Here is a 24,590-nt window from a genome sequence, read left to right as displayed (position 1 = left end):
CTTCCTCTATTAAAATTTCTATTATTTTTCCAATGTTTTTCTTTTTACTCCTCTTAGTCTTCGAAGCTTCTCTTCATCAAGTTTACTTACCTGCTCAAAATTTATACCTTCCCTAATATTGCTTCTACTACTTGTTTCTTAAGTTATCCAAGAAGTCTAATGGCAAGAAAAGAAGCACTGACCACTTTTGCTTAAGATGCCCTTGAACAGATATTATTACTAAAAATTAAACATCAAACCAACTTCAATATTATGAGTGGATATATCATCTGCAATAGGTATTGGGATACTAAAGTAACGATAGCCGAAAAAGGTTTTAACTTCTGGAATTATTAAATAATTAACACCAAGCTTTATTTGATAAGCAAACCAAGGAACATTCAGTGGCATTGAATTTTCTGGTGATCCATTAATCTTTTTTAATCTAAAAACTGTTGGCCCTATACCAAGACCAATATAAGGAGCAAATTGTGTATCTCGAATACTGGAGTTATAATAGAAGTTTAATAAAAATGCAAACACGCTTGCTGATTTATCAAATAACGGAGGAGAGTTACTATCTTCAATATTGGCTGTAGAATACATAGCTTCAAAATCAACTCGGCCATTTTCCCCAGCATAGTAACCTAAAGATACGCTCCTAAGCCACTGGAAATCAATTTTGCCGTTAAATTTCTCTATACTCTTAATTTCATTTACTAATCCAGTTTTGACAAGCCTTAATATCTGAATTTCTAGCCAAGAAAGATCAGAATCATCTGTATTGATTAAACGAATAAACCTTTCTCCTATTGCCTTTATACCCTTTACAAATGTGTCTGAGTTATCATGGTATATCTTACCACCGTTAGCACTAAAATAAAAATCAAGTTTTTTTGATTTTTCCTTTGTAGGTTCAGTTTGATCTGCAATACTTGGCCACATATTTTTCTGATCAGCTGCTTGGAAAATAGAAGGTGAATTACTTTCAAGTTCTTGATATTTTATTGGTATTTCTTTTTCAGCAACCTCTTCAGAACGTATTACACTTTCATTATTGTCTGTTTCTAATTTTAAGGATTGTACTTGCTCAATGTGTGTATTGTTACTGATATAAGTAATAAAAAAATAGATACACGGAATGAAGATGAAAAATAAAGCAATAGATATTCTAATTATCATAAATGAATTATCACTTATAGTATAACTACTATATCATATATTCCTTTAATGTACAAAATTAAGAAATAATATTTCCAATTAAACAATTATTTTCTATTCCTTTAACATGAGCTTTCACAATACTTTTAGCTTGAACTCTTGATGTAAGTTTTATTAATGCAAAATTTTCTGTTCTACCAATATTATTCTGCTCAACCAAAACACTTTGCTCAGTGCAGAGCAAAGATTGATAAAAACTGCTCATCATTTCTTTATTTATTTCTCTTAGATGCTTTACTCGTTCTTTACGTACATTCTCTGGTATTTGTGGCATCCGTGCAGCAGGTGTGTTTTTCCGCTCTGAATATGGAAAAGCATGTAGATAAACTACATTTATTTTTTTCAGTAAATCAACTGTATCCTGAAACATTTCATCAGTTTCTGTTGGAAATCCAGCAATAATATCAGCGCCAAATGCTATATTAGGTCTTAAGCTCTTCATTTTATGATAAAATTCTATCACTTGTTCTCTATTGTGACGACGTTTCATTCTCTTTAGTATTAAATTATTACCAGACTGTAGACTCAAGTGTAAGTGAGGCATAAGTCTTGACTCATTAGCTATTAAATCCATTAGTTCATCATCAACTTCAGCAACATCAATAGAGGAAAGTCTTAGTCTCTTTAACTGTGGTATATCCTTTAAAACTCTTCTAATCATTGAACCAAGTGATTGCTTACCAAACAAATCTGTACCAAAATCAGTAATATCAACACCTGTAAACACCACTTCTTGATACCCATTTTCTATAAAAATCTTAATTTGCTCTATAATATTGTTTACTGGCACAGATCGATTATTCCCTCTTGCCTCAGTAATTGAGCAAAATGTGCAGCTATGATTACAACCATTTTGAATTTCAATAAATGCCCTTGATTTATCTTCAAATCCATTAATGAGAATAGGTTCTGCTTTGTTATCACTGACTAAGATTTCATCATTATTTAGTAGATAATTTTCAGCTCTTAGCTTGTCTTGATTACCTAGCACTTTACTTACACCAGGAATATCACTATATGATTTAGGATCTAATTGAACGGCACAGCCAACTACGATAATTTCTTTACTTGGGTCGTTTTTATAGATCTTACGTATTTTTTGCTTCACTTGGCGTTCTGCTTCGTTTGTCACTGCACAGCTATGCACTACAACAACATTTTCTCTCTTTGCTTTTTTTAATGCTTCTTTGATTAACTCACTCTCGTAGAAATTTAGACGACAACCAAATGTTATTACTTCATTCATGCTTTTGCTTTAATAGATCTAAATTATATCAAATATCCAAGCAAAATGACTATTTTTTTGGTAGATATTATAATTTAAACATAACCTCTAGAGTTGAAAATCACAGGAAGAATTTGTAGATATACAGTAAGATCATTTAACATTTTGGTATTAGATTTCTTGCATAACTGGAATTCAAAGAGTTCCAGCTCGTGACGCTGGAATCAAGATTTTCTTATTGGATACCAAGCTGGCTGGTTATGCAAGAAATCTATTATATTCCATAAAAAAAGCTTAAGGCCAATGATGTTAACCTCAAGCGAATATAAACCAAAAAACATTTTGCTAAACCCTGAAGCTCTACCATGCAAATTCATCTATATCATTTGGTACATAAGTGTCAGAATAAGCTTCATCTAAACTTTCTGCTTTCCATGGAAGCCATGAAGAAGGTTTTATCTTCTCTAAAACTTTACCTGGTATTGATGTTATCTCTTGCTTCACGTCTTCTTTTAATTTTTCTATTTGTAACCGAGCAAAATCTTCCACGCGAACCATGAGTTTATCTGTTAGCTCTTTTATCATATCTCGATTTTGTTCTGCAACTTTCTTTGTAATAGGTACGACAATTTTACTTATAATCTCTGTTCCTAATGGAACAACAATTTGCTTTGCAACCTGATCACTAACAGGTTTAATAAGGTAATCTGCTATACTCTTTGCTGTATTTCCAGTCAGATTTGTTACTTTTTTTAAACCATCACAATAATACCATAGTTTTTTTGGTACATCATATCTTCATCAGCAACTTCATATCTTCCTAGATCAGCATACATTCCCATTTGTTGGTGAGACAATCCATTTGCATCAGATACATATCCGTATTTATTAAGTGAATTGGAATTAGACCGCATAACATTCTCCTAATTATTTATATATGCCTATTTCAGTATAAAACAACTAACAAAACATTAACTTTGAAGAACTCTTCTCAATTAATACATCAATAAAGGTAAGACCATATAATTTTCTCCTTTCTTGATACTATTCTCCTCCGAACTTAGTTCACACAGTTATTCAGACCATACGCGTCAAGTTAAAGCAAATTTAGAGAAGTTAAGGTGGATACCCTAGTTTTTCTGTACTTGTCTTTTAATGAAAATTGCGACCAAGTTATGGTAAGCTTTTTGAGAAAAATATTTAAGCCTTTAATTTTATTATTTAGTGCTAAAAATAACTCTCTAACCCGTCTTTTTAGCTCAATAAATGCCTTTGTTAAGCTAAGCTCCGTATTTTTTTTCAGTTCTGTGCAACCCACTATTCCATGAAATATAAGAATTGCACACAATTTGGCATATAGCTCACATAATACTCTGTATGGCTTTCCTCTCAGCTTATCAAGCCTTATATTACTCTTATATAATTTGAACAATAATTCAATTTGCCATCTTATTCGGTAAACTACTAGTATTTGCTCAGCATTAATCTTACTTTTTGGAACATTAGTTATAAATATCGACCAATTTAGTAACTTTTGGTTCCTTTGAGAAGATGTGTATCCATGTGATCTTGCTAACCTATTAGCCTTTCTTCTTCTAGCCATAGCTTGTTCTTCAGTTAGTTTTTTAAATATAATTCTTACTTTAACCCTTGTCTCTTTTCCTAACAATACCTCCTGTTCTAGAAAAGATCGATCTCCCAAATGTTCTAGTAAATCTATTTTTTGACCTGTCTCTATATCATATATGTTAGTATCGGATTTATAACGACTTATGAAATAAGCTCCTATTTCATTGATTTGTTTAAAAGAACTTGGCACAAAATAACCCAAATCAGATATTAGTAAATCGTTGTTCGATATATTGCTTAAATGGCTTCTATAACCCTGATCTGACCTTATTCCTTCAGTTATATTAAGCTGGTCTAATGTCTGATTTAGGTAGTCAAAAACTAATTGTAACTTTATTCCAGACTTAGTATTGCTTTCATAACCACTGTAGCTGGTACCATAACCTTTATACATGTCTTCCATACTGTTAGGTAAGCTAATATAGCTGCTGTCTAATAATTTAACACCTCCAAAGTGCTTCAAGATTCTGCAATCAACTTGTAAGGTATTTTTAAGTAACGTTAAAGATTCATTATACATTCTTTTCATGAATTCCACTGCTTCCTTGGTAAATCTAAAGTCCAGACCTTGTTTTGTTATATTTATCGAGTCTTCATTCAATAATTGACACACTGTCTCTATACTACAATTATCAACCCCTATATTACCCAAAACGATGGCTTTTATGAACGACGAGCCTTTTAGCTTCCTCTTTCTTTTTATGAACCCTGTTGTAGCTGAGATTTTATCTGCTTTTTCATTAAAAAATTCTTTGAGCTTTTTTGAGATGCAAACTATTCTTTTCATTGTATAAGTTCTCCGTTTTCTTTGTTAAATTTAAGAGAACTTATATCTTCTTTTTCTCTTCCTTACACTAAGTTTATTACCACAGTTCCTTAACTTGACGCGTATGGTTATTCAGACACTTCTGAATTTACCACCCCCAATTCCACTGCTTTTTTATATTTTGACTAGGTCTTCTCATACAATTAGATAATCAGTACTCTTATCTGAAATGTACCATATAACTACACCAAGCTACAAATATGACACAAGAGTTTAGATTATTTTAGTTATTCTCTTGTATAAGATACTCTTTATATCAAAAAGAGGACCATATGAGTGAAGCAACTTTTTCTGAAAAAAATCAGCTTTCTAGAGAAGACATAGCAGAGTTAACAGAACTTATGTGTCTTGAACGAAGTGAAGTAAGTGAAAGTGGAACAGGGCTATTAGAACTTATAGCTGAACAGGAGCAAATACTTGAGGATTTAGGAATAGAATCAAAAGAGCTTTTATGTTCTCAGCATACAGGAATGTATGAGAACCTTAGTCAGCCCTATTCTACGGATCTCGAGGTTTTATAGCAGATATATAGATTATCATTATTATTGATACCTACTCAAGAGTTGCTATGGCAAACAGAGAAAACTGCAATTACTGCCGCTAATCTTTTTAATATATCTTTCTTTGATGGTGCTATTATCGCGCATTTTGACTGATATGGGCTATGATAAACCAGAAAATCACAGCTATATTTAGGAATTGAGACAAGGCCTCATTTAGGTAAATATTGCTATGCAGACTTTTCTTGATAGCAAGCATATTGCTTTTTAGAAAAATATTAGTAGCATCAAACATAGAGATTGATATTAGTTTTTCTGTCAGATTAAGTTGCGTCTAGTACAACTGACTATGCAAATAAGCTAACGGCTCTTGAAATATTTTAATTGTTAGTTTTAGGGTGTATTTTCGTGTTCATTGCTATGAATGGGCAGAGCTACCTCTTCGAGGTAGCTCATCGGATCACCTAAATCATGCTCTATTTCTACTTCAAACTTGAACCCTAACTTCTCGCAGAATTTGTAGAAATATTCTTTAATGATATCAAATAAACTTCTGCCATCAATTTTGTAATCTCTCAATTTCCGGGGCACAGTAAGTGACAATTTGCCATTTTTGTATATCACATCATCTTTCTCATCTTGAGACTGAAGTGTGAATTTGATTGAACTTTGTATAGTACCTATAGCTGCATCTTGTGAGTTTGCATATTTCCTTGTATTGTTAGGGTCTAATACAGATATAGACATTTTAGATTCAATTTTTGTATAACTTGATTCAGTGCAATTAATATTTATTGTTTTCTTGAGAACCCCAGTTACGAGGTTGTGGCTTGCCAACGCAGGTGTATCAACATGAAAAGATAAATTACCATCATAACCAAGTTGGTTACAGTTGGTAACCAGTTCCTCTAAGAGAGGATCGCTTGGGATTTGCGCTTCAGCATATTTAAACATTTCCTTAAAAATTTCTTTTGCAATTGGGTGATAATTCTCGTTTTTATCTCCTTTTTTTGGTAATAGATGAGTGTACCCTTTACCTAGATTGTAAAACCTTTCAAACTCCTCTTTATATTGGTCGGTTTTTTTATTGCCAGGTATCTCTTGCTTTTTATAATGTCTATCCCAAACTTCATCAAAATTATTATTTTGATCGACTCCATCTATCAATGCACCAATTAAATTTTCGTCTAGACTTTTGCTGTTAATAACAAACCTCATTCTTCGAAAATCGTCATACATCTGCTTTCCAGTGATTGCTAACTCATTATTTTTATCGGCCCTTAACCTGCTAAAATCGAACTTTTCTGCCTGAGCTTTGAGTGTAACGACTGGATTTTCATTTTTTTCCTGTATAGAGTTGTTCATTGTTAATACTTTGATATGAATTGCTGATAGTATAATAATACATAAAAATAGTTAATATGTCAATAATATACTTAACATAGACAGTCATAATAGGGTGACAGGATTTTAGTAAGGCTCTATTATGAATAAACGGTTTTACACAGTATGAATGTTGATGAGCAGTCAAGTGTGCTGACTTTTCTAAATAGCAAAATTGAGAATATACCAAGGTTTCATTCCGCAATATTGCCTAAACTTTGCGGTGGAGACAGAGTAATGGACTTGCTGTTTTATAGGCCGCTCAGTTATGTGGATAGAAGTAAATCACTACCTGATGCTCAAGTGGGAGAATTTACAACTTTTGTGGCAAAAGTGTATGAGCACCAGCGCCCCACTGTTAGAGGTAGGCCATATAAAATAATCGTTGAAAGTGAAAGTCAGTATTTATTTATAGTTTTTTTTAATTACTCAGTTAAATATTTGTATAAATTATTTCCAGTTGGAACAGATATAGTAATCAGTGGTAAACTTGAAAAGTTTGCCGAACATTGGCAAATTACTCACCCAGATTACATGTTGTCTGATATCAATCTATTTAAAGAAATAGCCTGCATAGAGCCAATTTACCAATTATGTCGCGGTATTACTAACAAGAGCATTAGAAACATAATAAGTTCTAATCTAAAAGATTTGCCTGATTTGCCAGAGTGGATAGATGAAACATTAATCAAGCAAAAGAAATGGCTGAATTGGAAAGAAAGCATCATAAGATTGCACAGACCGAGCTCACTCGCAGAAGCAGAAGTTTGCAGAGAAAGACTTGCTTATGATGAGCTATTTGCGTACCAGTTGGCACTAAAGCTTGCAAGGGAAAATCATGTAAAAAAAGAGGGAAAAGAATTTATAATATTGAGTAAATACAAAGAGCAGGTCTTAAATGAATTACCGTTCCAATTAACAAATGATCAAATTCGAGCGATAGATGAAATCTCAGAAAGACAAAAATCCAGATACCGCATGGTAAGTCTGCTGCAAGGTGACGTTGGGAGTGGCAAAACTGTAGTTGCACTCTTTGCGATGCTGAATGTGGTAGAAAATAACATGCAAGCAGCTCTAATGGCACCAACTACTATCTTGGCTGAGCAACATTATAATTGGATCGAAGAAGCTCTATCTTGTACTGATATAAAAGTTGCTTTGCTTACCGGTAAAACTGCGCGCAAGGAAAGAAAGATTATTATGAACGAACTTGCAAGTGGTATTTTAAATATAGTAATTGGTACTCATGCATTATTTCAAGCCAACGTTACATTTAAAAATTTAGGACTCGCAGTCATAGACGAACAACAGCGATTTGGAGTGATACAGAGGAATCGGTTGGTAGGAAAAGGAGAAAATACCGATATACTTTTTGTTACTGCAACTCCCATTCCAAGAACCTTGCAGCAAGCTATGTATGGTGATGTTGAATGTTCTATTTTAAGGGAAAAACCAAAATCTAGATTGCCAATAAAAACCGTTATTATGAACGTTAAAAAAGTATCAGATATTATTCAAAAACTGAAAGATGCTATAAATAGAGGCGAAAAAGCATATTGGATTTGTCCATATATAGAAGAAAATGAAGAACTCAATGTTGCCGCAGCAGAAATACGCTTTCAGGAGTTACAAAAGACATTTTTTGATAGAGTTGGAATAATACACGGAAAACTAACTCAAGATCAGAAAGATCAAGTCATGTTTTCCTTCAAGAGAAATGAATTTTCTCTGCTTGTTGCAACCACTGTGATAGAAGTTGGCATAGATGTACCAGATGCAACTATTATGATTATAGAGAATGCAGAACAGTTTGGGTTATCGCAATTACATCAGTTGAGAGGTAGAGTAGGACGAGGAAATAAACCGTCTTTTTGTGTACTGTTATATGACAATCTCAGTAAAAGTTCGTATTCAAAGTTAAAGATTATGTGTGAGTCACAAGATGGATTTTATATTGCTGAAAAGGATATGATGCTGAGGGGTAGCGGAGATATTCTAGGCACAAAACAATCAGGGTGCATGGAGTTTAAATTTGCTGATTTATATGAGGACAGAGAATTGCTCAACCTTGCATATAATAGTGCAAAAGGTACAATAGCTAATTTTGAATTACTGCTTGATATATTTGAATATAGAAGTAGACTACATTTTTCAAAATTTCAGTAATCTTCCAAGCCATAACCTTCATGAGTAGAAATTCCTTGACAGACGGGAGTATTTAACAAACCATATGCGTCAAGTTAAGGAAAAATAAGAGTGAAGAAGAAGTTTTTACCATAAGAATAAATTGTGCAGAGTTAATAGCAGGCCCTGTAAACAAAATGTTAGCAGGTCAAATTAATCAAGGGCAGGAAGTATAAAAATGGAAAAAAAGCGGTAACTTAGCCTAATGACAATAAATATATATATAGAAGATACCGTTTTAAAGAGCACAAAAGGAATACACAGTAAAAGCGAGAAGAAGTTGAGAATATGTATGGAAGGCAGTGTGTAGAAGTGGCTGCCAATGATCAAAAATTTACCACAATTACAGAAGTATACATAAGAGGTTTAAAAGGTGATGCAAAAAGGGAATTTTGGCAAAATGACTTAAGTATGCACAACAAGATCCAGATTTGCATAATTGATGATCAGATATCATTCATGCTCAGCCTATATATAGAAAAAATTCTCAAGCTCAAGAGGGCTTAGGGTGGAATGTTCAAAAAAGTTAGTCAAACCAAAAAAAAGTAATAAATTAATATAAAAAAATGTAGGTTTGACTCACTTTTTTGAACATTCCCAATAGCTATTGCAAATTTATCCATATCAATATCAGTGAACTTATTGAGCAAAATATTACTTAATTCTTGAAAATTATGTTTTTGGACATACATTAATCATTTATTTTCAAAGCCTCAATAAAAGCATTTTGTGGGATGTTTATGTTTCCCACAGAATGCAATCTTTTCTTACCTTTCTTCTGCTTTTCAAGCAGCTTCATCCTTCGTGTGACGTCTCCACCATAGAGCTTGGCTGTTACATCTTTTCTATACGGGTTAATCGTTTCTCTAGCAATAATTTTTCCGCCTACTGCCGCTTGAATCGCGATTTTATATTGCTGGCGTGGTATCAAGTCTTTCAAACGTGCACATATTTCACGGCCTCTTTTTTCTGCCCTGCTTTTATGAACAATGCAGGCTAACGCATCCACAGGTTCTCCATTAACTAAAAAACTTAATTTATCTATCTGACTTTCCTGATAATTGGATATTTCCCAATCTAAACTTGCATATCCCTTGGAAATTGATTTTAGTCTATCGTAAAAATCAAAAACAACCTCAGACAGCGGTAATTTATACTTCAGTAGTGCTGTTGTCGTATTACCAACATAAGATAAATCCTGCTGTTCTCCTCTCCTCTCTTCACACAGAGATAGAATCTCTCCTAAATATTGATCAGGTACCATTATAGTTGCAGTGATCCATGGTTCTTCCACTATTTCAATTTTTGTAGGGTCTGGCATATCGCTTGGGTTATGGATATTTAAAACTTTACCATTTTGTGTTGCAACTTTATATATAACACTCGGTGCAGTTGCTGTTAGATCTAAATCAAATTCTCTTTCGAGTCTTTCTTGAATGACTTCAAGATGTAGCATTCCTAAGAAACCGCAACGAAATCCATAACCTAGCGCATTTGACGTTTCAGCATCAAATGTAAAACTAGCATCATTTAAATGTAATTTTTCTAGTGCTTCCCTTAAATATTTAAAATCATCTGTGTTATTGGGAAAAATACTGCAAAATACTACAGGATGTACTTCTTTAAAGCCAGGTAATGCCTTGCTGCACGGCCTTTTCTCTTCAGTAATAGTGTCTCCTACTTTGCAGTCTGCTACTTCTTTCATTGAAGCAGTTATAAAACCAACTTCACCTGCTGAAAGTTCACCAGTCATAACTTTTTTAGGAGTGAAAATACCGATATTATCGACCTGATATGTAGCATTATTAGACATCATAACGATTCTCATGCCTTTTTTTAGTACTCCATTTTTAACTCGCACTAAAATTACTACTCCTAGGTAAGGATCATACCAACTATCAACTAAAATTGCTTGCAGTGGAGCATTTGTATCACCTTGAGGAGCGGGAAGTTTTGTCACTATAGCTTCAAGTACATCCTTTATCCCAAGACCAGTTTTTGCCGATATCAAAATTGACTCAGTTGCATCAATTCCGATTACCTCTTCAATCTGAAGCTTTATCCTTTCTGGATCTGCAGCAGGAAGATCGACTTTATTAAGCACAACTATTATCTCATGATTATTGTCAATTGCCTTGTAGACATTTGCCAGAGTCTGAGCTTCAACTCCTTGGCTGCTATCTACTACCAAAAGTGAGCCTTCACATGCGGCTAAGCTTCGGCTGACTTCATATGAAAAGTCAACATGACCTGGTGTGTCCATGAGGTTGAGGCAATATTTATTACCATTATTTGCAGTATAATTGAGTCTTACCGTTTGTGCTTTGATTGTGATTCCGCGTTCACGCTCTATATCCATTGAGTCAAGTACCTGATTGGTCATTTCCCTTGTCTCAAGACCGTTACATTCTTCTATCAAACGATCAGCAAGAGTTGACTTCCCATGATCTATATGTGCTATTATTGCAAAATTTCTTATATTGTTCATAGATCTACTTATTTAAGTAGATCTATTTTACATTTTAAGTATTACAAGAGCAATTACTTATATCTCTCTTTGCTAAAAACATTAAGCTGTCCTTGCCAATGGACGGCAATGCTCATTAGCTGATGCTTGCTTCACTGTGCTACTTGGATCTTCTTGCTGTCTACACGTTTTTACTGCATCAGCAAGGCTTAGGTAAGCATCACCAACTTTAATCTTTACATCTTTATTTTTTTCTAAATCCGCATCAGTTGGTCTATCACTTATTATTCTAATACTATCATCACTGTTAGCACCTAATGTAATGCTACATTCCTTTCCGTCTACATACCAGTTAAACTTTATTCCATATTGAACTGTGGTACCTATATAATAATATCTAATCCCCTCATGTATTTTACCACTGATAAATTCTTTTTGATCTCCACTTGAAAGAAGAAAACCGGCAATATTGTTTTCTTTACAAAAATCACTATTTAAAAATTCGCTTACTTTAATATCTGTGCTTTTATTGTCTTCTTTTAGCTTAATTATTATAATGCACCCATTTGTCTAGACCATTTTTTTCAAAGTGATCCGATTTTTAAAATGAATATGTTGATAAATACGTCGACACACATTTAAAGTATTTATCAATATATTCATTTACTGTTTATGATAATAAAGATCAGCAGGAACTTTATAATGTAGAGTCTGATGTCGCCTTTTATAGTTATACCAACCAACAAAATCGTTTATTATAAGATTCAAATCTCTGATACTATTTGGTCTATAATAATATATAGCTTCTTGCTTTAAAGTTCTCCATAAACGCTCAACAAATATATTGTCGAAGCAACGTCCTTTATGATCCATACTAATTTTAATATTAGCACGCTCTAATTCCATAATAAAGTTGTAGCTAGTAAACTGCACTCCTTGATCACTATTAAAAATCTCAGGTTTACCTTGTTTTAGAGCTTCTTTGAGAGTATAAAGGCAAAATCCAGCATCGAGATATGGTGATAATGAATGAGCAATAATATAGCGACTATACAAGTCCATTATTGCCACAAAATAGACAAACTTACCTTCTACCATAATATATAGTAGCCCATACCTGATTAACTCTACAAATAATCAAATCTTTGAGTAAATAAGGATATATTTTATGCTTTTTTTCTTTAATACTTGTATTACATCTTTTTCTACAATACAGCCCACTAATCTTCATTTTTTTCATAATTCTTAAGATTTTTTTGTGATTGACTACTACTCCACTCGCTATGATTTCAGCAGTAATTTTACGATATCCATAACGGCAATCAGAAGCCAAATATACTTCTTGAATCAAATTTCACTTTCGTTATTAATTATATGCCTATAATATAGGCTAGATCTGCAAATCCCCAGTAAATCAGCCTGTTTCCTAATTGATAGATCAGAATCTTTTTCTATAAACCTTACTCTATCTTTTTTGCTTATTTCAGTAATTTTTTTTTCAAATAACTATTTTCCACTGTCAATTCTCCTATTACTTTATGTAAACTTTCTATTTCTTGCGCTAAGATTCTTTGTTTTCTCGCACTTTCACTTTCTTCAACAAATAGGTCTTTTAACCTTGCCAATACTCTATCACGCCAATCATATAGATTTGTTGATGGTATTTTATATTCACTACATATCTCAGATGTGCTTTTTTGATTTTTTATTGCTTCCAAAGCTATCTTTGCTTTTAACTCTGGTTCATATTTTTTTGTTGCCATACTTTTACCCCTTTACCTTCCTACTCGGATCAACCATTTTTTTTTGGTCTAGTTTATGGGGTGCATTATATGTAGAGAGAACGCTAAAAGCTTGGCAATGTCCTGGGTTATCTGAAACTTATGAACTCTGGAGGTAATAAAGAATGTCTATCTACATTAGATTTGAGAATGATAAACAAGTAGAAACAACAACGCTTGAAAGTAAGCCAGCTGGGAATGATTGGTATGAAGCGCCAAAGAATTTTGATTGGCAAAAAAGCTATTGTTTAACAGAAGGAGGAAAAATTGCTCAGCGTACTAAAGAAGATATACAAAAGGAGTTACTGGATAATGCGAAGCTTTGTGCATTTGATAGTATGCGTTTCTATTATGATAATCATACTCACCAATATACAGGTCATTCTCACCAAAAAGCTAAATCTTATGAGATTCAAGCGGAAGCCGCAAAAAGCATTCTAGCAGCACCAGAATCTATAGATGAAAAGGATAAAGAAATTATAGAACCTTTAGCAAAAGTCCGTGGTATTACGGTTATTGAAATGGCAGGAATAATTGAGGAAAAAGTGAAAAAAGCAGTAAAAGAAATAATGAAATGTGAAGAGCTTGAAGATTTAGCCAAGAGAAAGATTGAAGAAGCCAAGAGTGAAAATGAGCTACAGACTTTGCTCGATGATTTCAGGAAAAAAATACAAAGAAATGGCTGAAGAATTTTTACATGGTGTAAATGTTATTGAGGTAACCTCTGGAGCAAGGTTAGTACGCACAGCTAAATCATCAGTAATAGGAGTAATCGGTACTGCTCCTGAAGCAGATGAGCAGAAGTTTTCACTGAATAAACCAGTACTGATAGCAGGAAGCTTAAAAGAGGCTGCGAAGCTTGGTAAAACAGGTACTCTTCCACAAGCAGTAAGCTCTATCTTTACACAAATTGGTGCAACAGTAGTAGTTATTCGAGTTGAAGAAAGTGAAAACAGCGATCCAAAATTAAAAAAAGAAGAAACGCTGAAAAATATAATTAGCGGTGTTAATGAAGAGACTGGAGAGTATCAAGGGATAGAGGCATTCCTCAGTAGTGAAAGTATAGTTCATGTTGCTCCAAGAATATTAATTGCACCTCAGTTTACTCATCAGTTACCTGAAATAGATGGAGTAAATTCAGTAGTGAGTGCTTTAATTTCCATAGCAGAAAAATTAAGAGCAATTATTGTTGCAGATGGACCAAATACCAATGACGAAGAAGCAATAAAGTGGAGAAAAAGTGTAGGCAGCTCAAGAGTTTACGTAGTTGACCCATGGATTAAGGTATTTATTGAAGGAAAAGAAGAAATTTTGCCAGCAAGCCCATTTGTAGCTGGTTTAATAGCTAAGATAGACAGCGAGCAAGGCTTCTGGCACTCACCTTCAAATAAAGAAATAAACGGTATTGTTGGAACAAGCAGGCCTATTGATTTTACGCTCGGTAATACAAATTGTAGAGCAAACCATTTAAATGAAAATGAAGTAACAACGATAATTCATCAAAATGGCTATAGGCTTTGGGGAAATAGAACATGTTCAAATGACTCAAAATGGGCTTTTTTGTCAGTGAGAAGGACTGCAGATTTAATCAACGATAGTCTACTTCGATCTCATTTATGGGCAGTTGATCGCAATATCACCAAAACTTACATAGATGATGTGATTGAGGGGGTGAATTCTTATTTGGCCAATTTAAAAACGCAAGGAGCGATTATCAGTGGAAAATGTTATGCAACTCCAGAACTCAACACACCGGCAAACATTGCAAGCGGGAAAGTGTATTTTGACTTTGAGTTTACACCACCATATCCAGCAGAACAGATTACTTTCAGGTCACACCTTGTGAGTGGCGCAATATTGTAAAAAGGAGGGAAAGAGAGGTGCTACCAAAGATTTTAAAGAATTTTAATGTATTCGTAGATGGCCGGGGTTATGCAGGAAAAATTGATGAAATAACCTTGCCGAAGCTTACCATAAAAACCGAAGAATACAGAGCTGGTGGTATGGATATTCCAATAAATATTGATATGGGCATGGAAAAGCTTGAAGCAGATTTCACTTTTTCTGAATACGACACAGAACTCTTTCGGCTATTTGGGTTGATAAATGGAAATTCAGTAGCTTTGACGCTCCGTGGTGGAATGCAAGGGAGTGGTAGTAATGATATTGAAGGAGTAATTATCAACCTTAGGGGAATATTCAGAGAATTTGATTTTGGTAGCTGGAAACCTGCTGAAAAAGCCACTCTCAAATGCACTGTAGCTGCTCATTACTATAAACTTACTATCGGTGGTAATGAGTTAATAGAAATCAATGCTGAAAATATGATTAGAAAAATAAATGGCGTTGATCAGATGGCCTTGCTGCAAACGGTTTTAGGAATATGAAAACTTATTTGAAATTTTATTTTTTAGGAGAATTTTATGGAAACTATAGCACTTAATAACCCAATAACAGTTGATGGAATTTCTGTTTCAGAGCTTACCATTAGACGTCCAAAAGTTAGAGATTATCTAGCTATTGAGAGACTTAATGGTAGTGATCTAAGTAAGGAAGTAACTTTGACTGCCAATCTGACATCAATTGCAAAAGAAGCGATTGAAGAATTAGATATTGCTGATTATGTGAAAGTGCAGGAAGTATTAAAGGATTTTTTTTCACCAATTATTCAAAGGACTTGAGGTCAGAAGTAATAGCGCTCAGTTCTATTATTGGTAGCGGAATTGGGCCTTTACTTGATATGGAAATTAATGAATTTATTCTATGGAATGAAGCAGCGAGGAAGGTACAATGTCAACGTTATCTATAAAAATAGGAGCAGTCTTGGATGGCAGTTTCAGTACTGTAATAAAAGGAAGTAGTAGTCAACTTACTCGTCTTGGTGAGAATATAAGAAAGCTTGACTCATCTTTAAAATCAGTATCAAAATTTAAGCAGTTGGGTCATGATGTTTTGACTAGCAGGAGGTCGTGGAAGGGCTTTGAAGATCAAGTAAAATCTTTAGCTAAACAAATGAAAGCGGTAGAGAAACCAAGCAAAACTTTAAAAGCTGAGTTTGACAAGGCAAAAATCTCCGCAACAAAAGCAAAAGAAGCATATTTGAAAAAGAGAGATGCTTTGCATTCATTCAATGAAGAAGTAAGAAAAAGTGGAAGAAATTGTAAGATGGAAATGTGATATAAAAGAGATAAGAGAGAAAGATAACCCTGCTCACTAGGAATAGGGTTACCACGGGCGTGTGCGACCGGGAGGAAATTGGTATTACAACCGTTAGAATCAAGGTACACTAGCCCTATCTCTCGATATGTTTGAATAGTTGTTTGGGACATATATATGCCACTGCCATTAAGTTAAGGAAAAGTGATGAACTGTATTATAAAATCAGGTAAGATCCACAAATTAAAAGAAGTAATGACATGAGTAAAAAAAAGAATAATCATGTTTATAAAAAATAAATTGATGAGTTTAAACTTTATAAACGCACACAGAGCATCCTCAAAAGACTTCTCACGAAAAAGAAAGCTGCCCTTCGTTAATGTATTTCTCCTGATTTTTAGAAAGAGTGTAAAGTCATTACAAGTGATGCTTAATGAGTTTGTTCTGCATACAAGAAAAGATTATACAATTACGGCAAGTGCATTTACTCAAGCAAGAAAGAAGCTAAAGCATACTACGTTTTCAGAGTTAAATGATGATATAGTTTCCCTATACTACCAAGATCAGGAATTTAAAACCCACCATGGCTTCAGAGTACTTGCATTTGATGCTTCAATACTGATTCTGCCAAAGAGCGACAAAATAATAGGTGAGTTTGGCTCAAGAGCAGTATGGAATGGAATCCAGAGATTTGAAGACTATACAAGTGCAACCTTTGAAGTTTGCTACGATGTGCTAAATAATATTGCAATAAAATCTGTGCTAAGTAGAGGTGACAGCTATGAGGTTGATTTAGCAATCGGTATGCTTGAATCCATAAAATCAGACGATTTGTTAATCTGTGATAGAGGATACGTATCTTATCGATTTCTTGCTGAGCTTACAGGAAGGAAAATCAATTATATAATTCGCTGTTCAAGTTCGTCTTTCAATGAAATAAACGCTATGTTTAAGCCGGAAAGCCCATCTAGTACGGTGGTAGTGTCTACCGCACCTATTAAAGTAGCAAGACAGCTACGAAAGCTAGGATTACCTGATGAGATGAAATTCAGGTTAGTCAAAATAATACTTTCTTCTGGCGAAGTTGAAGTGTTAGTAACATCTCTGTTAGATGAGAAACGTTTTACAGTTGAAGAGTTTGAGAGATTATATTACTTGCGCTGGGGAGTAGAAACATTTTTTTCTAGGCTGAAGGGAAGATTAAATTTAGAGAATTTCACAGGAAAAAGTATTGAAACTATCAAGCAGGATTTTTGGTCAACTATCTTCATCAGTAATCTAGAAAGTATCATGATAGAAGATGATGAAGAGACATTGAGCGCACAGAATAGTAAACTAAAAAAAAGCATCAATAAATCTGTCTCATTTAATGCGATTAAAAACTTAGCCTTTGATATTTTTTCTACAGAGTCAGACATAGACTGCATTATGGATCGACTATCACAGTTATTTTTGATGAACACTTTAGTGGTGAGAAAAGGGAGAAGAGTTGATCGTCATAAGATATCTGATATTCGTTCACTCAACTACCAGAAAAGAGCTAGAAAACATGTGTTTTAAATTCAAGATATCTTTTCAGTATCATTGCATTAGTACATTCTTTGCAAAATAACCTGCAATTATTACTTTTTTAAATAACTTGCACTTTTCAGACTCCCTTTTCTTAAAAATTCACCCTAGTATTTACCATAATTATCAATCACTTCAAATTTTTTGTCCAATCTTAACTTCTCTTTCCCTTAACTTAATGGCAGTGATATATATGCACCCGTTTACAATCTTAAATTAACTAAAACTATCGAGGTTTATTATGGTTACATCTTATCAAAATTTTATTGGCATTGACATCGGAAAATTTAAAAATGTCGTTGCAATTCACAAACAGAAAAATGCTGTCGAATTTGACAATAATGCTTCTGGCTGTCAACAATTGTTCCAAGAGTTTTCAGATGTCCTACCTAATTCTTTAGTGACTTTAGAAAATACAGGGAAATATGAGCTTGGCTTATCACATTTTCTTACCGACAAAAATATTGCTGTGCACCGAGCTAATACTCGTAAAGTAAAAAGCTTTATTTTATCTCATGGAACTTTGGCGAAGTCTGATAGATCAGATGCAAGAGCTCTTGCTCAATATGGATGTGAACGCCATAGAACTCTCTCTCTATTTGCACCTACGTCAAAAGAACAATCAACTCTAGCTGCACTTTGTCAACGTCGTGACGACATTATGCAAATGAGAGCTCAGGAAAAGTGTAGACTGGAAGCTCCTGAAAATGACCAGATAAAGGAAAGTTGCCAGAAGACCATTGAATTTTTCAATAGTCAAATAAACGAACTCAATGACACTATGCAAAAAATTATTGATGAAAGCCATGAGCTACAACAACATCAAAAAATCCTTAAAACAGTTCCTGGAATAGGCAAAAAGTTATCACAAGATTTTTTGTGTTTAATGCCAGAGCTTGGTTACTTAAACAGAAGAGAAGTAGCAAGTCTTGCCGGAGTAGCACCTCATCCTAAGGAAAGTGGTAAAGCTATTGGTTATCGAAGGATTATAGGTGGTAGAAGTAACATTCGTTCAAAGCTCTTTACAGCTGCTATGGCTGCAGCAAAGTCCAAATCTGTACTTGGTGCGTTTTATTCTAAGCTTGTTGAAAGTGGTAAGAAGAAGATGGTGGCTATAACAGCTCTAATGCGAAAAATTATAGTAATTGCTAATGCAAGACTTAAAGCAGCGATTATTTCACACAGTAGTAACTGACAATGAATATTGTGAATAATACACAAACTTAAAGTACTTATTCACATATTCATTGGCTTAAGCAGAAATTTCTGTGGTAGCTGTTTGATATAAAATTCTATTTCTATGACAAACGGGTTTTTATTGCCCATATAATTTGCAAAATTACACAAATAAAAAATTTTTAAAAAACATAGTTGATTCTAATACAACAGAACTTCCATCTGACATATCGGTATAGTTTCTTACACCTCCTTTCTCACTTTTAACCTCAACTGCATCATTGCCAATTTTTAAAATATTACTTCCTAACTCTCTCAGTATTTTGGCTACTTCTATTTTGCTATCTTCGGAAAATTCTATATACGATGTTGTATTGTCTATCTCGATATCTATTAATTCTCCTTCTTGCACAGCACTTTCGCCAGCTTTCTCTAGTTCTTCTAGTCTCTCATCTATCTGTGGCTGAACTTCTGGCTGTAGCTCATTATAGATTTCACCTATCAGTTTATTCTCCAATAAAGTATCATGAAACTCTGCACCGCTTAACATTAATTTACGTATTAGCTTTTTACGATCAGCCTTATCAAATTTATGAAAATGTGTACCTAATACTAGATATTCTGCAAAACTCCATTCCCCATCATTACATGCATTTAGCCTTGTTCCAGCAGCTAGTGCTTCGTCTACAGCCTTGTGCAGTTCATTTGGACTTTTTGCTCTTACCACAGCACTCTTAAACCAGCTCAACTTTTCACTTTCGCTTACACTTGGCTTTATTTTTTGCAAAGCTGAAGTGAATGGATTTAAATCTTCTGCTTGATCGTTTAAAGGTTTTGTGCCATAAACATAGTCAAATCCTTTCCCATAGTTGATTTTGTTTTCGCGAACTTCTCTACCAGGGAAAGGTGCTATTTCTTCAGGCTTTTTAGCCTTATTAATTTTGCTTACAAAGGTGGATTGCTCCTTAGTACGACCAATTCCTACAATAGCATTTAACACCTCACCTTCTGATAATTTATCAAGATCAACGTTTAATTCATAAGTACCTCCTTTCTTATCATCAAAAGGTACAATTATTTTATTACCCATATTATCCTCACTATTAAAAATACTTTTTAAGCGTACAATAAACTTTATTATTATACATTCTATTACTCATTATAAATTATAGTGAGTAGATTTGCAAATATTTTCTGCTATAACAATCCGTTTTCTCGAAAGCTGAAATAGCCTCCACTTGTGATGATAATATGGTCAAACAATTTTACGCTTACAGTACTACATGCTGCTGCTAAGCTCTTCGTTACTGCTTGATCTTCTTCTGACGGCTCTAAGCTTCCTCCAGGATGGTTATGTGACATTATTACTAATGTTGCATTCTTTATTAATGCTTTTCTTATAATTTCCTTTATGTATACTGGTGCTTTTTCCATTTCACCAATATAGGATTCTTCTCCGATTAATTGGCGCCTCTTATTCAAATACAGTATTTTTACACATTCCCTTTCTGAGTGTCCTATACTTACGTTCAAATACTCTACTAGCCTTTGTAAGTCCATTATTGGCTCACTCTTGAGCTTTTCTCTCAGTACCCTTTCTAGCGTTTCCTTAACACACATAATCATTGCTATTGAAGAATCAGTTACTCCTTCTATAACTTTCAGGTCATCCATTTCTCTACCTAAAATCCTTCCTACTCCCGTATAAGTATTCACCAGATTTTTAGCAATTTCTTGAGCCTGTGGCCTTTCATGTACTGCACTTAAAAACGTTTCCATTATTTCACGATCAAGTAGTGCTTTGCCTTTGCTTTCTAATATTCTGAATTCGATTTCTTCTTTACTTTTATTCATATAATTTACCCTTCACTAACAACAAACTTTTTTTAGATATTTACTGCTGTTTTTTATCAGCATTGGCATAAAGCCATAGCTTTCGAGTGAAGTCAAATCAATTTCTCAATCTTTTTTACTTATTTTTTCATCTAAGAGTAAAGATATTAATATATACTGATTTTTTTATTTTAAACTTGTTGAATTTTGCCTAAAGAGAGGCCTGTTATTTGCAAAATAATATCGGTAGAAATTCCTTTTTTAACTAAGTTCTTTGCAATTTTGATTCTTTCTTCTTCTCTAATTTTCTCCTCACAAATCCGTATGCCTTCAAACAATGATTTTATTAGTGCATTACGTAGTTCTTGGCTTTCAATTTTTTTGTACTCTTTCATTAAATTCGGTAATTCATTTTCTACTATCTCATCTTCTTCTATTAGCAGATCTGTAATATTAATCGATAATGTTTCTGCTATTGCATATAATTTTTCCAGTGGAATAGCTACACGCCCTTGCTCATAGTTACTTATTTCGTCACGTGTTGTATTCATTTTCTCTCCTAAATCTTTTTGAGTATACTCTCTCACTAGCCTCCATTCTTTTATCTTCTTTCCTATTTTGTAGTATATAGAACCTGTTTTTTCTTCAACACATTCATCAGCAGACAGACCAATTGTTTTTGAAACAGTATCAACAGAAACTCCTGCTTTAACCAGACCTTTTGCAATTTTTATTCTCTCCGTTTTTTTACTATTTTTCTCACTAACTTGAACAAATTTGGTTAGTAAACAAAACATTCTACGTAACTCCTGATCATTAATCTTTTTATATTTTCTTACTAGATTTAATATTTCCTCTCCCTCATTTTCAAAACAGATTTTTTCATTTGATACAGGAATTAGGTCTACAATACCAATCGACAATATCTCTGCTATAGCATACAACTTTTCAATCGAAATTTTACGTGTTCCTTTTTCATATTGTAGTACTATTTGATACGTTACGCCGATTTTTCCCGCTAAATCTTTTTGAGTATAACCTCGCTTTAACCTCCAGCTCCTTACTTTTTGTGCTATCTGGTACCTTATTGAGATATTTGCCATATATATTATACAGGTTAATACTACCAAATAAAGATATACAAAAGGGATGCTTCTTTCTATGTTTGAATTTTAGTTGAATATTTCTTCACAATTGTGTATAATTATCAATGCTTTTTAGGTTAATTCGTCATGGCTTTTTCTAAATTTCTTGATGCACGCAATGACTATGCCTTTAAAAGAATATTTGGCACCGAGAAGAATAAAGATATTCTCATTCATTTCTTGAACGATATTTTAGGCTTCACTGGCTTAGCTGCTATTCACGATGTTGAATTCTTAGCTACCATTTTAGACCCTGAAATTGCCGCTAAAAAGCAGAGTATTGTCGATGTTCTTTGTAAAGACTCTCAAGGCTCAAGATACATCATAGAAATGCAATTCACTAAGACTAAGGGCTTCGAAAAGCGTGCTCAATATTATGCTGCTAAAGCCTATTCAAGTCAAGCTGATCAGGGTGATGATTATCATAACCTCAAAGAAATTATCTTCATAGCTGTTGCTGATTGTATTATTTTTCCAGATAAGGCTGAGTACAAATCTAATCATGTCATTTTAGATCAAAATAGCTTTGAACATGACTTAAAGGATTTTTACTTCGTATTCATAGAACTACCAAAATTTACAAAGACAAAAGAAGACCAATTAGAAAATATAGTAGAAAAATGGTGTTACTTTTTTCGCTATGCAGGAGAAACAAGGGAAGAGGATCTAGATAAGATAGTTGGTAGTGACCTAATAATAAAACGAGCTTATGAAGAGATGAATAAGTTTAATTGGTCAGAAGAAGAGTTACTAGCATATGAACAAATGAAAAAACGCATAATGGATGAGGTAGCTGCTTTAGCTCAAAAATTTGATGAGGGTCTTAGAGTAGGTCAAGAAAAAGGTAGACAAGAAGGCATCCAAATCGGACATCAAAAAGGTAAAATTGAAGGTAAAATTGAAGTTGCAAAAAACTCACTCAAGGCCGGTGTATCTATAGATGTTATAGCTCAAATTACCGGTCTCTCTCATTCTGAAATTTTACAACTCAGGGAAAAAACATAATATTCCTACTTATTCACTTTAACATTTATGAAAACCTTCTTTAAGTTAGACATATCCCCTAATTAAGAATCTAGTGAACTGTCTAAAATGGCTATAAAGATTGCACATAGAATTATATAAATTACTATCATAATGTGTATTAAACAAGATTTAATCTGACACTTTAAAAAAGTAAGTTATAAAATAATAAAAGAAAGGAGTGTTAGAAATGAATACAATACAAACAAAAATATTAAAACCAAAACTAGGTTTATTAGAGCTAGCAAAACAGCTCGGGAATGTATCTCAAGCGTGCAAGGTAATGAAGAGATACGTTTTATAGATTCAAGGAGTTATACGAAAATGGAGGAGAAGAGGCGTTACATGAAATCAGCAAGAAAAAACCGCTATTTGCAAACAGAGTTTCCGAAGATATAGAAAGAGCAGTAGTAAATATTGCAATAGAATTTCCAGCATATGGACAGCAAAGAGCTGCAAATGAGCTGAGAAAAAGAGGTATAATAATTTCCGAAGGTGGTTGTATGGCTAAGAAACGACATTGAAACGTTCAAAAAAAAGACTTAAAGCCCTTGAAGCGAAGGTTGCACAAGATGGCATAATTTTAATTGAAGAGCAACTTGCAGCTTTAGAGAAAGTGAAAGAACAAAGGGAAGCACATGGTGAAATTGAAACAGAGCATCCTGGTTATTTGGGTTCTCAAGAGACTTATTATGTAGGCAATATAAAAGGTATAGGAAGGATCTACCAGCAAACTTTCATTGATACCTATTCAAGGGTTGCTATGGCAAACAGACAAAACTGCAATCACTGCCGCAGATCTTCTTAATGATAGAGTCATACCATTCTTTGATGGACAAAATGTGCCATTATCCCGCATTTTGACTGATAGGGGTACAGAATACTGTGGCAAACCAGAGAATCATGCTTATCAGCTTTACTTGGGAATTGAAAACATTGATCATTCAAGAACTAAGGCCAATTCTCCACAAACTAACGGCATATGTGAGAGGTTTCATAAAACTATGCAAGATGAGTGTTACAATATTATCTTTAGAAAGAAAATCTACAGTTCTTTGGAAGATCTGCAGATTGATGTTGATCATTGGCTGCGTTCTTACAATGAGACAAGGCCTCATTCAGGCAAATATTGCTATGGCAAAACACCTATGCAAACTTTTCTTGATAGCAAACAAATTGCTTTTCAGAAAAATATTAGTAACATTAAACAAAAGACTGATATTAGTTTTAACTACCTCAATTCTTCTGTCAGTTAATTCTCATCTGTCAGATTAAGTTGTGTCTAGTACACATAATGTTACACAAACTTCTATATCAAAGCTACGTGCTGTAAGTCCAATATGGAAAACACATTAACCACTTAGCATTTAATGTCTACTTCATCCATTTTAGTATTAAGACCATCAAACTTGATACTGGTTTCCCTAATTATTTTGGCTAATTTTGCTACTTTCACTTTAAATTTTCCACTACTTGGCATATTATAGCTCCAC

Annotated in this window: 19 protein-coding genes and 4 pseudogenes; 12 read left to right on the top strand and 11 right to left on the bottom strand. The window is 33.7% G+C overall.

Annotated elements, in window-relative coordinates:
* Window positions 1-219: 219 nt before the first annotated feature.
* From OPS21_RS03240 to OPS21_RS03220, 5 genes are all read right to left on the bottom strand, one after another.
* A complete protein-coding gene (locus OPS21_RS03240; RefSeq protein ID WP_264336715.1) occupies window positions 220-1,161 on the bottom strand; it encodes a P44/Msp2 family outer membrane protein in 942 nt (313 codons plus the stop codon).
* Between the two features lie 58 nt (window positions 1,162-1,219).
* Window positions 1,220-2,446 carry a tRNA (N(6)-L-threonylcarbamoyladenosine(37)-C(2))-methylthiotransferase MtaB gene (mtaB, locus tag OPS21_RS03235; protein WP_264336714.1) on the bottom strand — a complete coding sequence of 409 codons (1,227 nt, stop codon included), beginning with the start codon at window positions 2,444-2,446 and terminating at the stop codon, window positions 1,220-1,222.
* Between the two features lie 339 nt (window positions 2,447-2,785).
* Window positions 2,786-3,010, bottom strand: coding sequence for a hypothetical protein (locus OPS21_RS03230; protein WP_264336713.1), 225 nt, complete (start codon window positions 3,008-3,010; stop codon window positions 2,786-2,788).
* A gap of 167 nt (window positions 3,011-3,177) precedes the next feature.
* Window positions 3,178-3,339, bottom strand: coding sequence for a hypothetical protein (locus OPS21_RS03225; protein ID WP_264336712.1), 162 nt, complete (start codon window positions 3,337-3,339; stop codon window positions 3,178-3,180).
* Between the two features lie 182 nt (window positions 3,340-3,521).
* On the bottom strand, window positions 3,522-4,841 hold the full coding sequence (locus OPS21_RS03220; RefSeq protein WP_264336202.1) for an IS4-like element ISWosp7 family transposase: 1,320 nt from the start codon (window positions 4,839-4,841) through the stop codon (window positions 3,522-3,524).
* Between the two features lie 311 nt (window positions 4,842-5,152).
* On the opposite strand from OPS21_RS03220, the gene OPS21_RS03215 reads away from it, so the two are divergent.
* On the top strand, window positions 5,153-5,401 hold the full coding sequence (locus tag OPS21_RS03215) for a hypothetical protein (RefSeq protein WP_007301923.1): 249 nt from the start codon (window positions 5,153-5,155) through the stop codon (window positions 5,399-5,401).
* A gap of 372 nt (window positions 5,402-5,773) precedes the next feature.
* On the opposite strand, the gene OPS21_RS03210 is transcribed toward OPS21_RS03215, so the two are convergent.
* Entirely contained in the window at window positions 5,774-6,745 is a 972-nt protein-coding gene (locus OPS21_RS03210; RefSeq protein WP_264336710.1) for a hypothetical protein, read from the bottom strand.
* Window positions 6,746-6,889: 144 nt separating this feature from the next.
* On the opposite strand from OPS21_RS03210, the gene recG reads away from it, so the two are divergent.
* Entirely contained in the window at window positions 6,890-8,929 is a 2,040-nt protein-coding gene (gene recG / locus OPS21_RS03205) for an ATP-dependent DNA helicase RecG (protein WP_264336709.1), read from the top strand.
* Between the two features lie 306 nt (window positions 8,930-9,235).
* The gene (locus tag OPS21_RS03200; RefSeq protein ID WP_241653901.1) at window positions 9,236-9,454 is read left to right on the top strand and encodes a hypothetical protein; all 219 of its coding nucleotides are present in this window, start codon (window positions 9,236-9,238) and stop codon (window positions 9,452-9,454) included.
* Between the two features lie 184 nt (window positions 9,455-9,638).
* Here OPS21_RS03200 and lepA read toward each other — a convergent pair whose 3' ends face one another.
* Together lepA and OPS21_RS03190 are read right to left on the bottom strand one after the other, a co-directional pair.
* The gene (gene lepA, locus OPS21_RS03195) at window positions 9,639-11,435 is read right to left on the bottom strand and encodes a translation elongation factor 4 (RefSeq protein ID WP_264336708.1); all 1,797 of its coding nucleotides are present in this window, start codon (window positions 11,433-11,435) and stop codon (window positions 9,639-9,641) included.
* A 642-nt stretch (window positions 11,436-12,077) separates the two neighbouring features.
* A pseudogene (locus OPS21_RS03190) lies at window positions 12,078-13,177 on the bottom strand (IS3 family transposase).
* A 143-nt stretch (window positions 13,178-13,320) separates the two neighbouring features.
* Here OPS21_RS03190 and OPS21_RS03185 point away from each other — a divergent pair.
* The 7 genes and pseudogenes from OPS21_RS03185 to OPS21_RS03155 all read left to right on the top strand — a co-directional run bounded on the left by OPS21_RS03185 (window position 13,321) and on the right by OPS21_RS03155 (window position 19,115).
* Window positions 13,321-13,881, top strand: coding sequence for a hypothetical protein (locus OPS21_RS03185; protein WP_264336707.1), 561 nt, complete (start codon window positions 13,321-13,323; stop codon window positions 13,879-13,881).
* Entirely contained in the window at window positions 13,874-15,058 is a 1,185-nt protein-coding gene (locus OPS21_RS03180; protein WP_264336799.1) for a phage tail sheath subtilisin-like domain-containing protein, read from the top strand. The genes OPS21_RS03185 and OPS21_RS03180 overlap by 8 nt, the downstream gene beginning before the upstream one ends.
* Before the next feature lie 17 nt (window positions 15,059-15,075).
* Window positions 15,076-15,582 carry a phage major tail tube protein gene (locus OPS21_RS03175; protein ID WP_264336706.1) on the top strand — a complete coding sequence of 169 codons (507 nt, stop codon included), beginning with the start codon at window positions 15,076-15,078 and terminating at the stop codon, window positions 15,580-15,582.
* A 36-nt stretch (window positions 15,583-15,618) separates the two neighbouring features.
* Entirely contained in the window at window positions 15,619-15,876 is a 258-nt protein-coding gene (locus OPS21_RS03170; protein WP_264336705.1) for a phage tail assembly protein, read from the top strand.
* A 109-nt stretch (window positions 15,877-15,985) separates the two neighbouring features.
* A pseudogene (locus tag OPS21_RS03165) lies at window positions 15,986-16,360 on the top strand (phage tail tape measure protein); the annotation flags it as partial.
* Between the two features lie 273 nt (window positions 16,361-16,633).
* Window positions 16,634-17,911 carry an IS4 family transposase gene (locus OPS21_RS03160; protein WP_264336725.1) on the top strand — a complete coding sequence of 426 codons (1,278 nt, stop codon included), beginning with the start codon at window positions 16,634-16,636 and terminating at the stop codon, window positions 17,909-17,911.
* A gap of 250 nt (window positions 17,912-18,161) precedes the next feature.
* Complete coding sequence (locus OPS21_RS03155) at window positions 18,162-19,115, top strand: IS110 family RNA-guided transposase (protein WP_264336703.1); 954 nt, start codon at window positions 18,162-18,164, stop codon at window positions 19,113-19,115.
* Window positions 19,116-19,295: 180 nt separating this feature from the next.
* Here OPS21_RS03155 and OPS21_RS03150 read toward each other — a convergent pair.
* From OPS21_RS03150 to wmk, 3 genes and pseudogenes are all read right to left on the bottom strand, one after another.
* Window positions 19,296-20,186, bottom strand: a pseudogene (locus OPS21_RS03150) (hypothetical protein); the annotation flags it as partial.
* 107 nt (window positions 20,187-20,293) lie between these two features.
* Window positions 20,294-20,950, bottom strand: a complete 657-nt coding sequence (locus tag OPS21_RS03145) for a JAB domain-containing protein (protein ID WP_265027715.1) — start codon at window positions 20,948-20,950, stop codon at window positions 20,294-20,296.
* Between the two features lie 170 nt (window positions 20,951-21,120).
* Window positions 21,121-22,032, bottom strand: a complete 912-nt coding sequence (gene wmk, locus OPS21_RS03140; RefSeq protein ID WP_264336992.1) for a WO male-killing family protein Wmk — start codon at window positions 22,030-22,032, stop codon at window positions 21,121-21,123.
* A gap of 129 nt (window positions 22,033-22,161) precedes the next feature.
* Between wmk and OPS21_RS03135 the strand changes: the two genes are divergently transcribed.
* Both OPS21_RS03135 and OPS21_RS03130 read left to right on the top strand, forming a co-directional pair.
* The gene (locus OPS21_RS03135; protein ID WP_264336993.1) at window positions 22,162-23,079 is read left to right on the top strand and encodes an Rpn family recombination-promoting nuclease/putative transposase; all 918 of its coding nucleotides are present in this window, start codon (window positions 22,162-22,164) and stop codon (window positions 23,077-23,079) included.
* A gap of 208 nt (window positions 23,080-23,287) precedes the next feature.
* A pseudogene (locus OPS21_RS03130) lies at window positions 23,288-24,353 on the top strand (IS481 family transposase).
* The last annotated feature ends 237 nt before the right edge of the window (window positions 24,354-24,590 follow it).

Source organism: Wolbachia endosymbiont (group B) of Chorthippus parallelus, assembly GCF_947251815.1.
In the GTDB taxonomy this organism is placed as follows: domain Bacteria; phylum Pseudomonadota; class Alphaproteobacteria; order Rickettsiales; family Anaplasmataceae; genus Wolbachia.
Note: the sequence above shows the minus strand (reverse complement) of the source record. Positions and strands in the feature narration are given on the sequence as shown.

Bases quoted from the DNA above. Each gene is read 5' to 3' on its own strand.
- OPS21_RS03240 (WP_264336715.1), bottom strand. From the start codon at position 1,161: ATGATAATTAGAATATCTATTGCTTTATTTTTCATCTTCATTCCGTGT.
- mtaB (WP_264336714.1), bottom strand. From the start codon at position 2,446: ATGAATGAAGTAATAACATTTGGTTGTCGTCTAAATTTCTACGAGAGT.
- OPS21_RS03230 (WP_264336713.1), bottom strand. From the start codon at position 3,010: ATGATAAAAGAGCTAACAGATAAACTCATGGTTCGCGTGGAAGATTTT.
- OPS21_RS03225 (WP_264336712.1), bottom strand. From the start codon at position 3,339: ATGCGGTCTAATTCCAATTCACTTAATAAATACGGATATGTATCTGAT.
- OPS21_RS03220 (WP_264336202.1), bottom strand. From the start codon at position 4,841: ATGAAAAGAATAGTTTGCATCTCAAAAAAGCTCAAAGAATTTTTTAAT.
- OPS21_RS03215 (WP_007301923.1), top strand. From the start codon at position 5,153: ATGAGTGAAGCAACTTTTTCTGAAAAAAATCAGCTTTCTAGAGAAGAC.
- OPS21_RS03210 (WP_264336710.1), bottom strand. From the start codon at position 6,745: ATGAACAACTCTATACAGGAAAAAAATGAAAATCCAGTCGTTACACTC.
- recG (WP_264336709.1), top strand. From the start codon at position 6,890: ATGAATGTTGATGAGCAGTCAAGTGTGCTGACTTTTCTAAATAGCAAA.
- OPS21_RS03200 (WP_241653901.1), top strand. From the start codon at position 9,236: ATGTATGGAAGGCAGTGTGTAGAAGTGGCTGCCAATGATCAAAAATTT.
- lepA (WP_264336708.1), bottom strand. From the start codon at position 11,435: ATGAACAATATAAGAAATTTTGCAATAATAGCACATATAGATCATGGG.
- OPS21_RS03185 (WP_264336707.1), top strand. From the start codon at position 13,321: ATGTCTATCTACATTAGATTTGAGAATGATAAACAAGTAGAAACAACA.
- OPS21_RS03180 (WP_264336799.1), top strand. From the start codon at position 13,874: ATGGCTGAAGAATTTTTACATGGTGTAAATGTTATTGAGGTAACCTCT.
- OPS21_RS03170 (WP_264336705.1), top strand. From the start codon at position 15,619: ATGGAAACTATAGCACTTAATAACCCAATAACAGTTGATGGAATTTCT.
- OPS21_RS03160 (WP_264336725.1), top strand. From the start codon at position 16,634: ATGTTTATAAAAAATAAATTGATGAGTTTAAACTTTATAAACGCACAC.
- OPS21_RS03155 (WP_264336703.1), top strand. From the start codon at position 18,162: ATGGTTACATCTTATCAAAATTTTATTGGCATTGACATCGGAAAATTT.
- OPS21_RS03145 (WP_265027715.1), bottom strand. From the start codon at position 20,950: ATGAATAAAAGTAAAGAAGAAATCGAATTCAGAATATTAGAAAGCAAA.
- wmk (WP_264336992.1), bottom strand. From the start codon at position 22,032: ATGGCAAATATCTCAATAAGGTACCAGATAGCACAAAAAGTAAGGAGC.
- OPS21_RS03135 (WP_264336993.1), top strand. From the start codon at position 22,162: ATGGCTTTTTCTAAATTTCTTGATGCACGCAATGACTATGCCTTTAAA.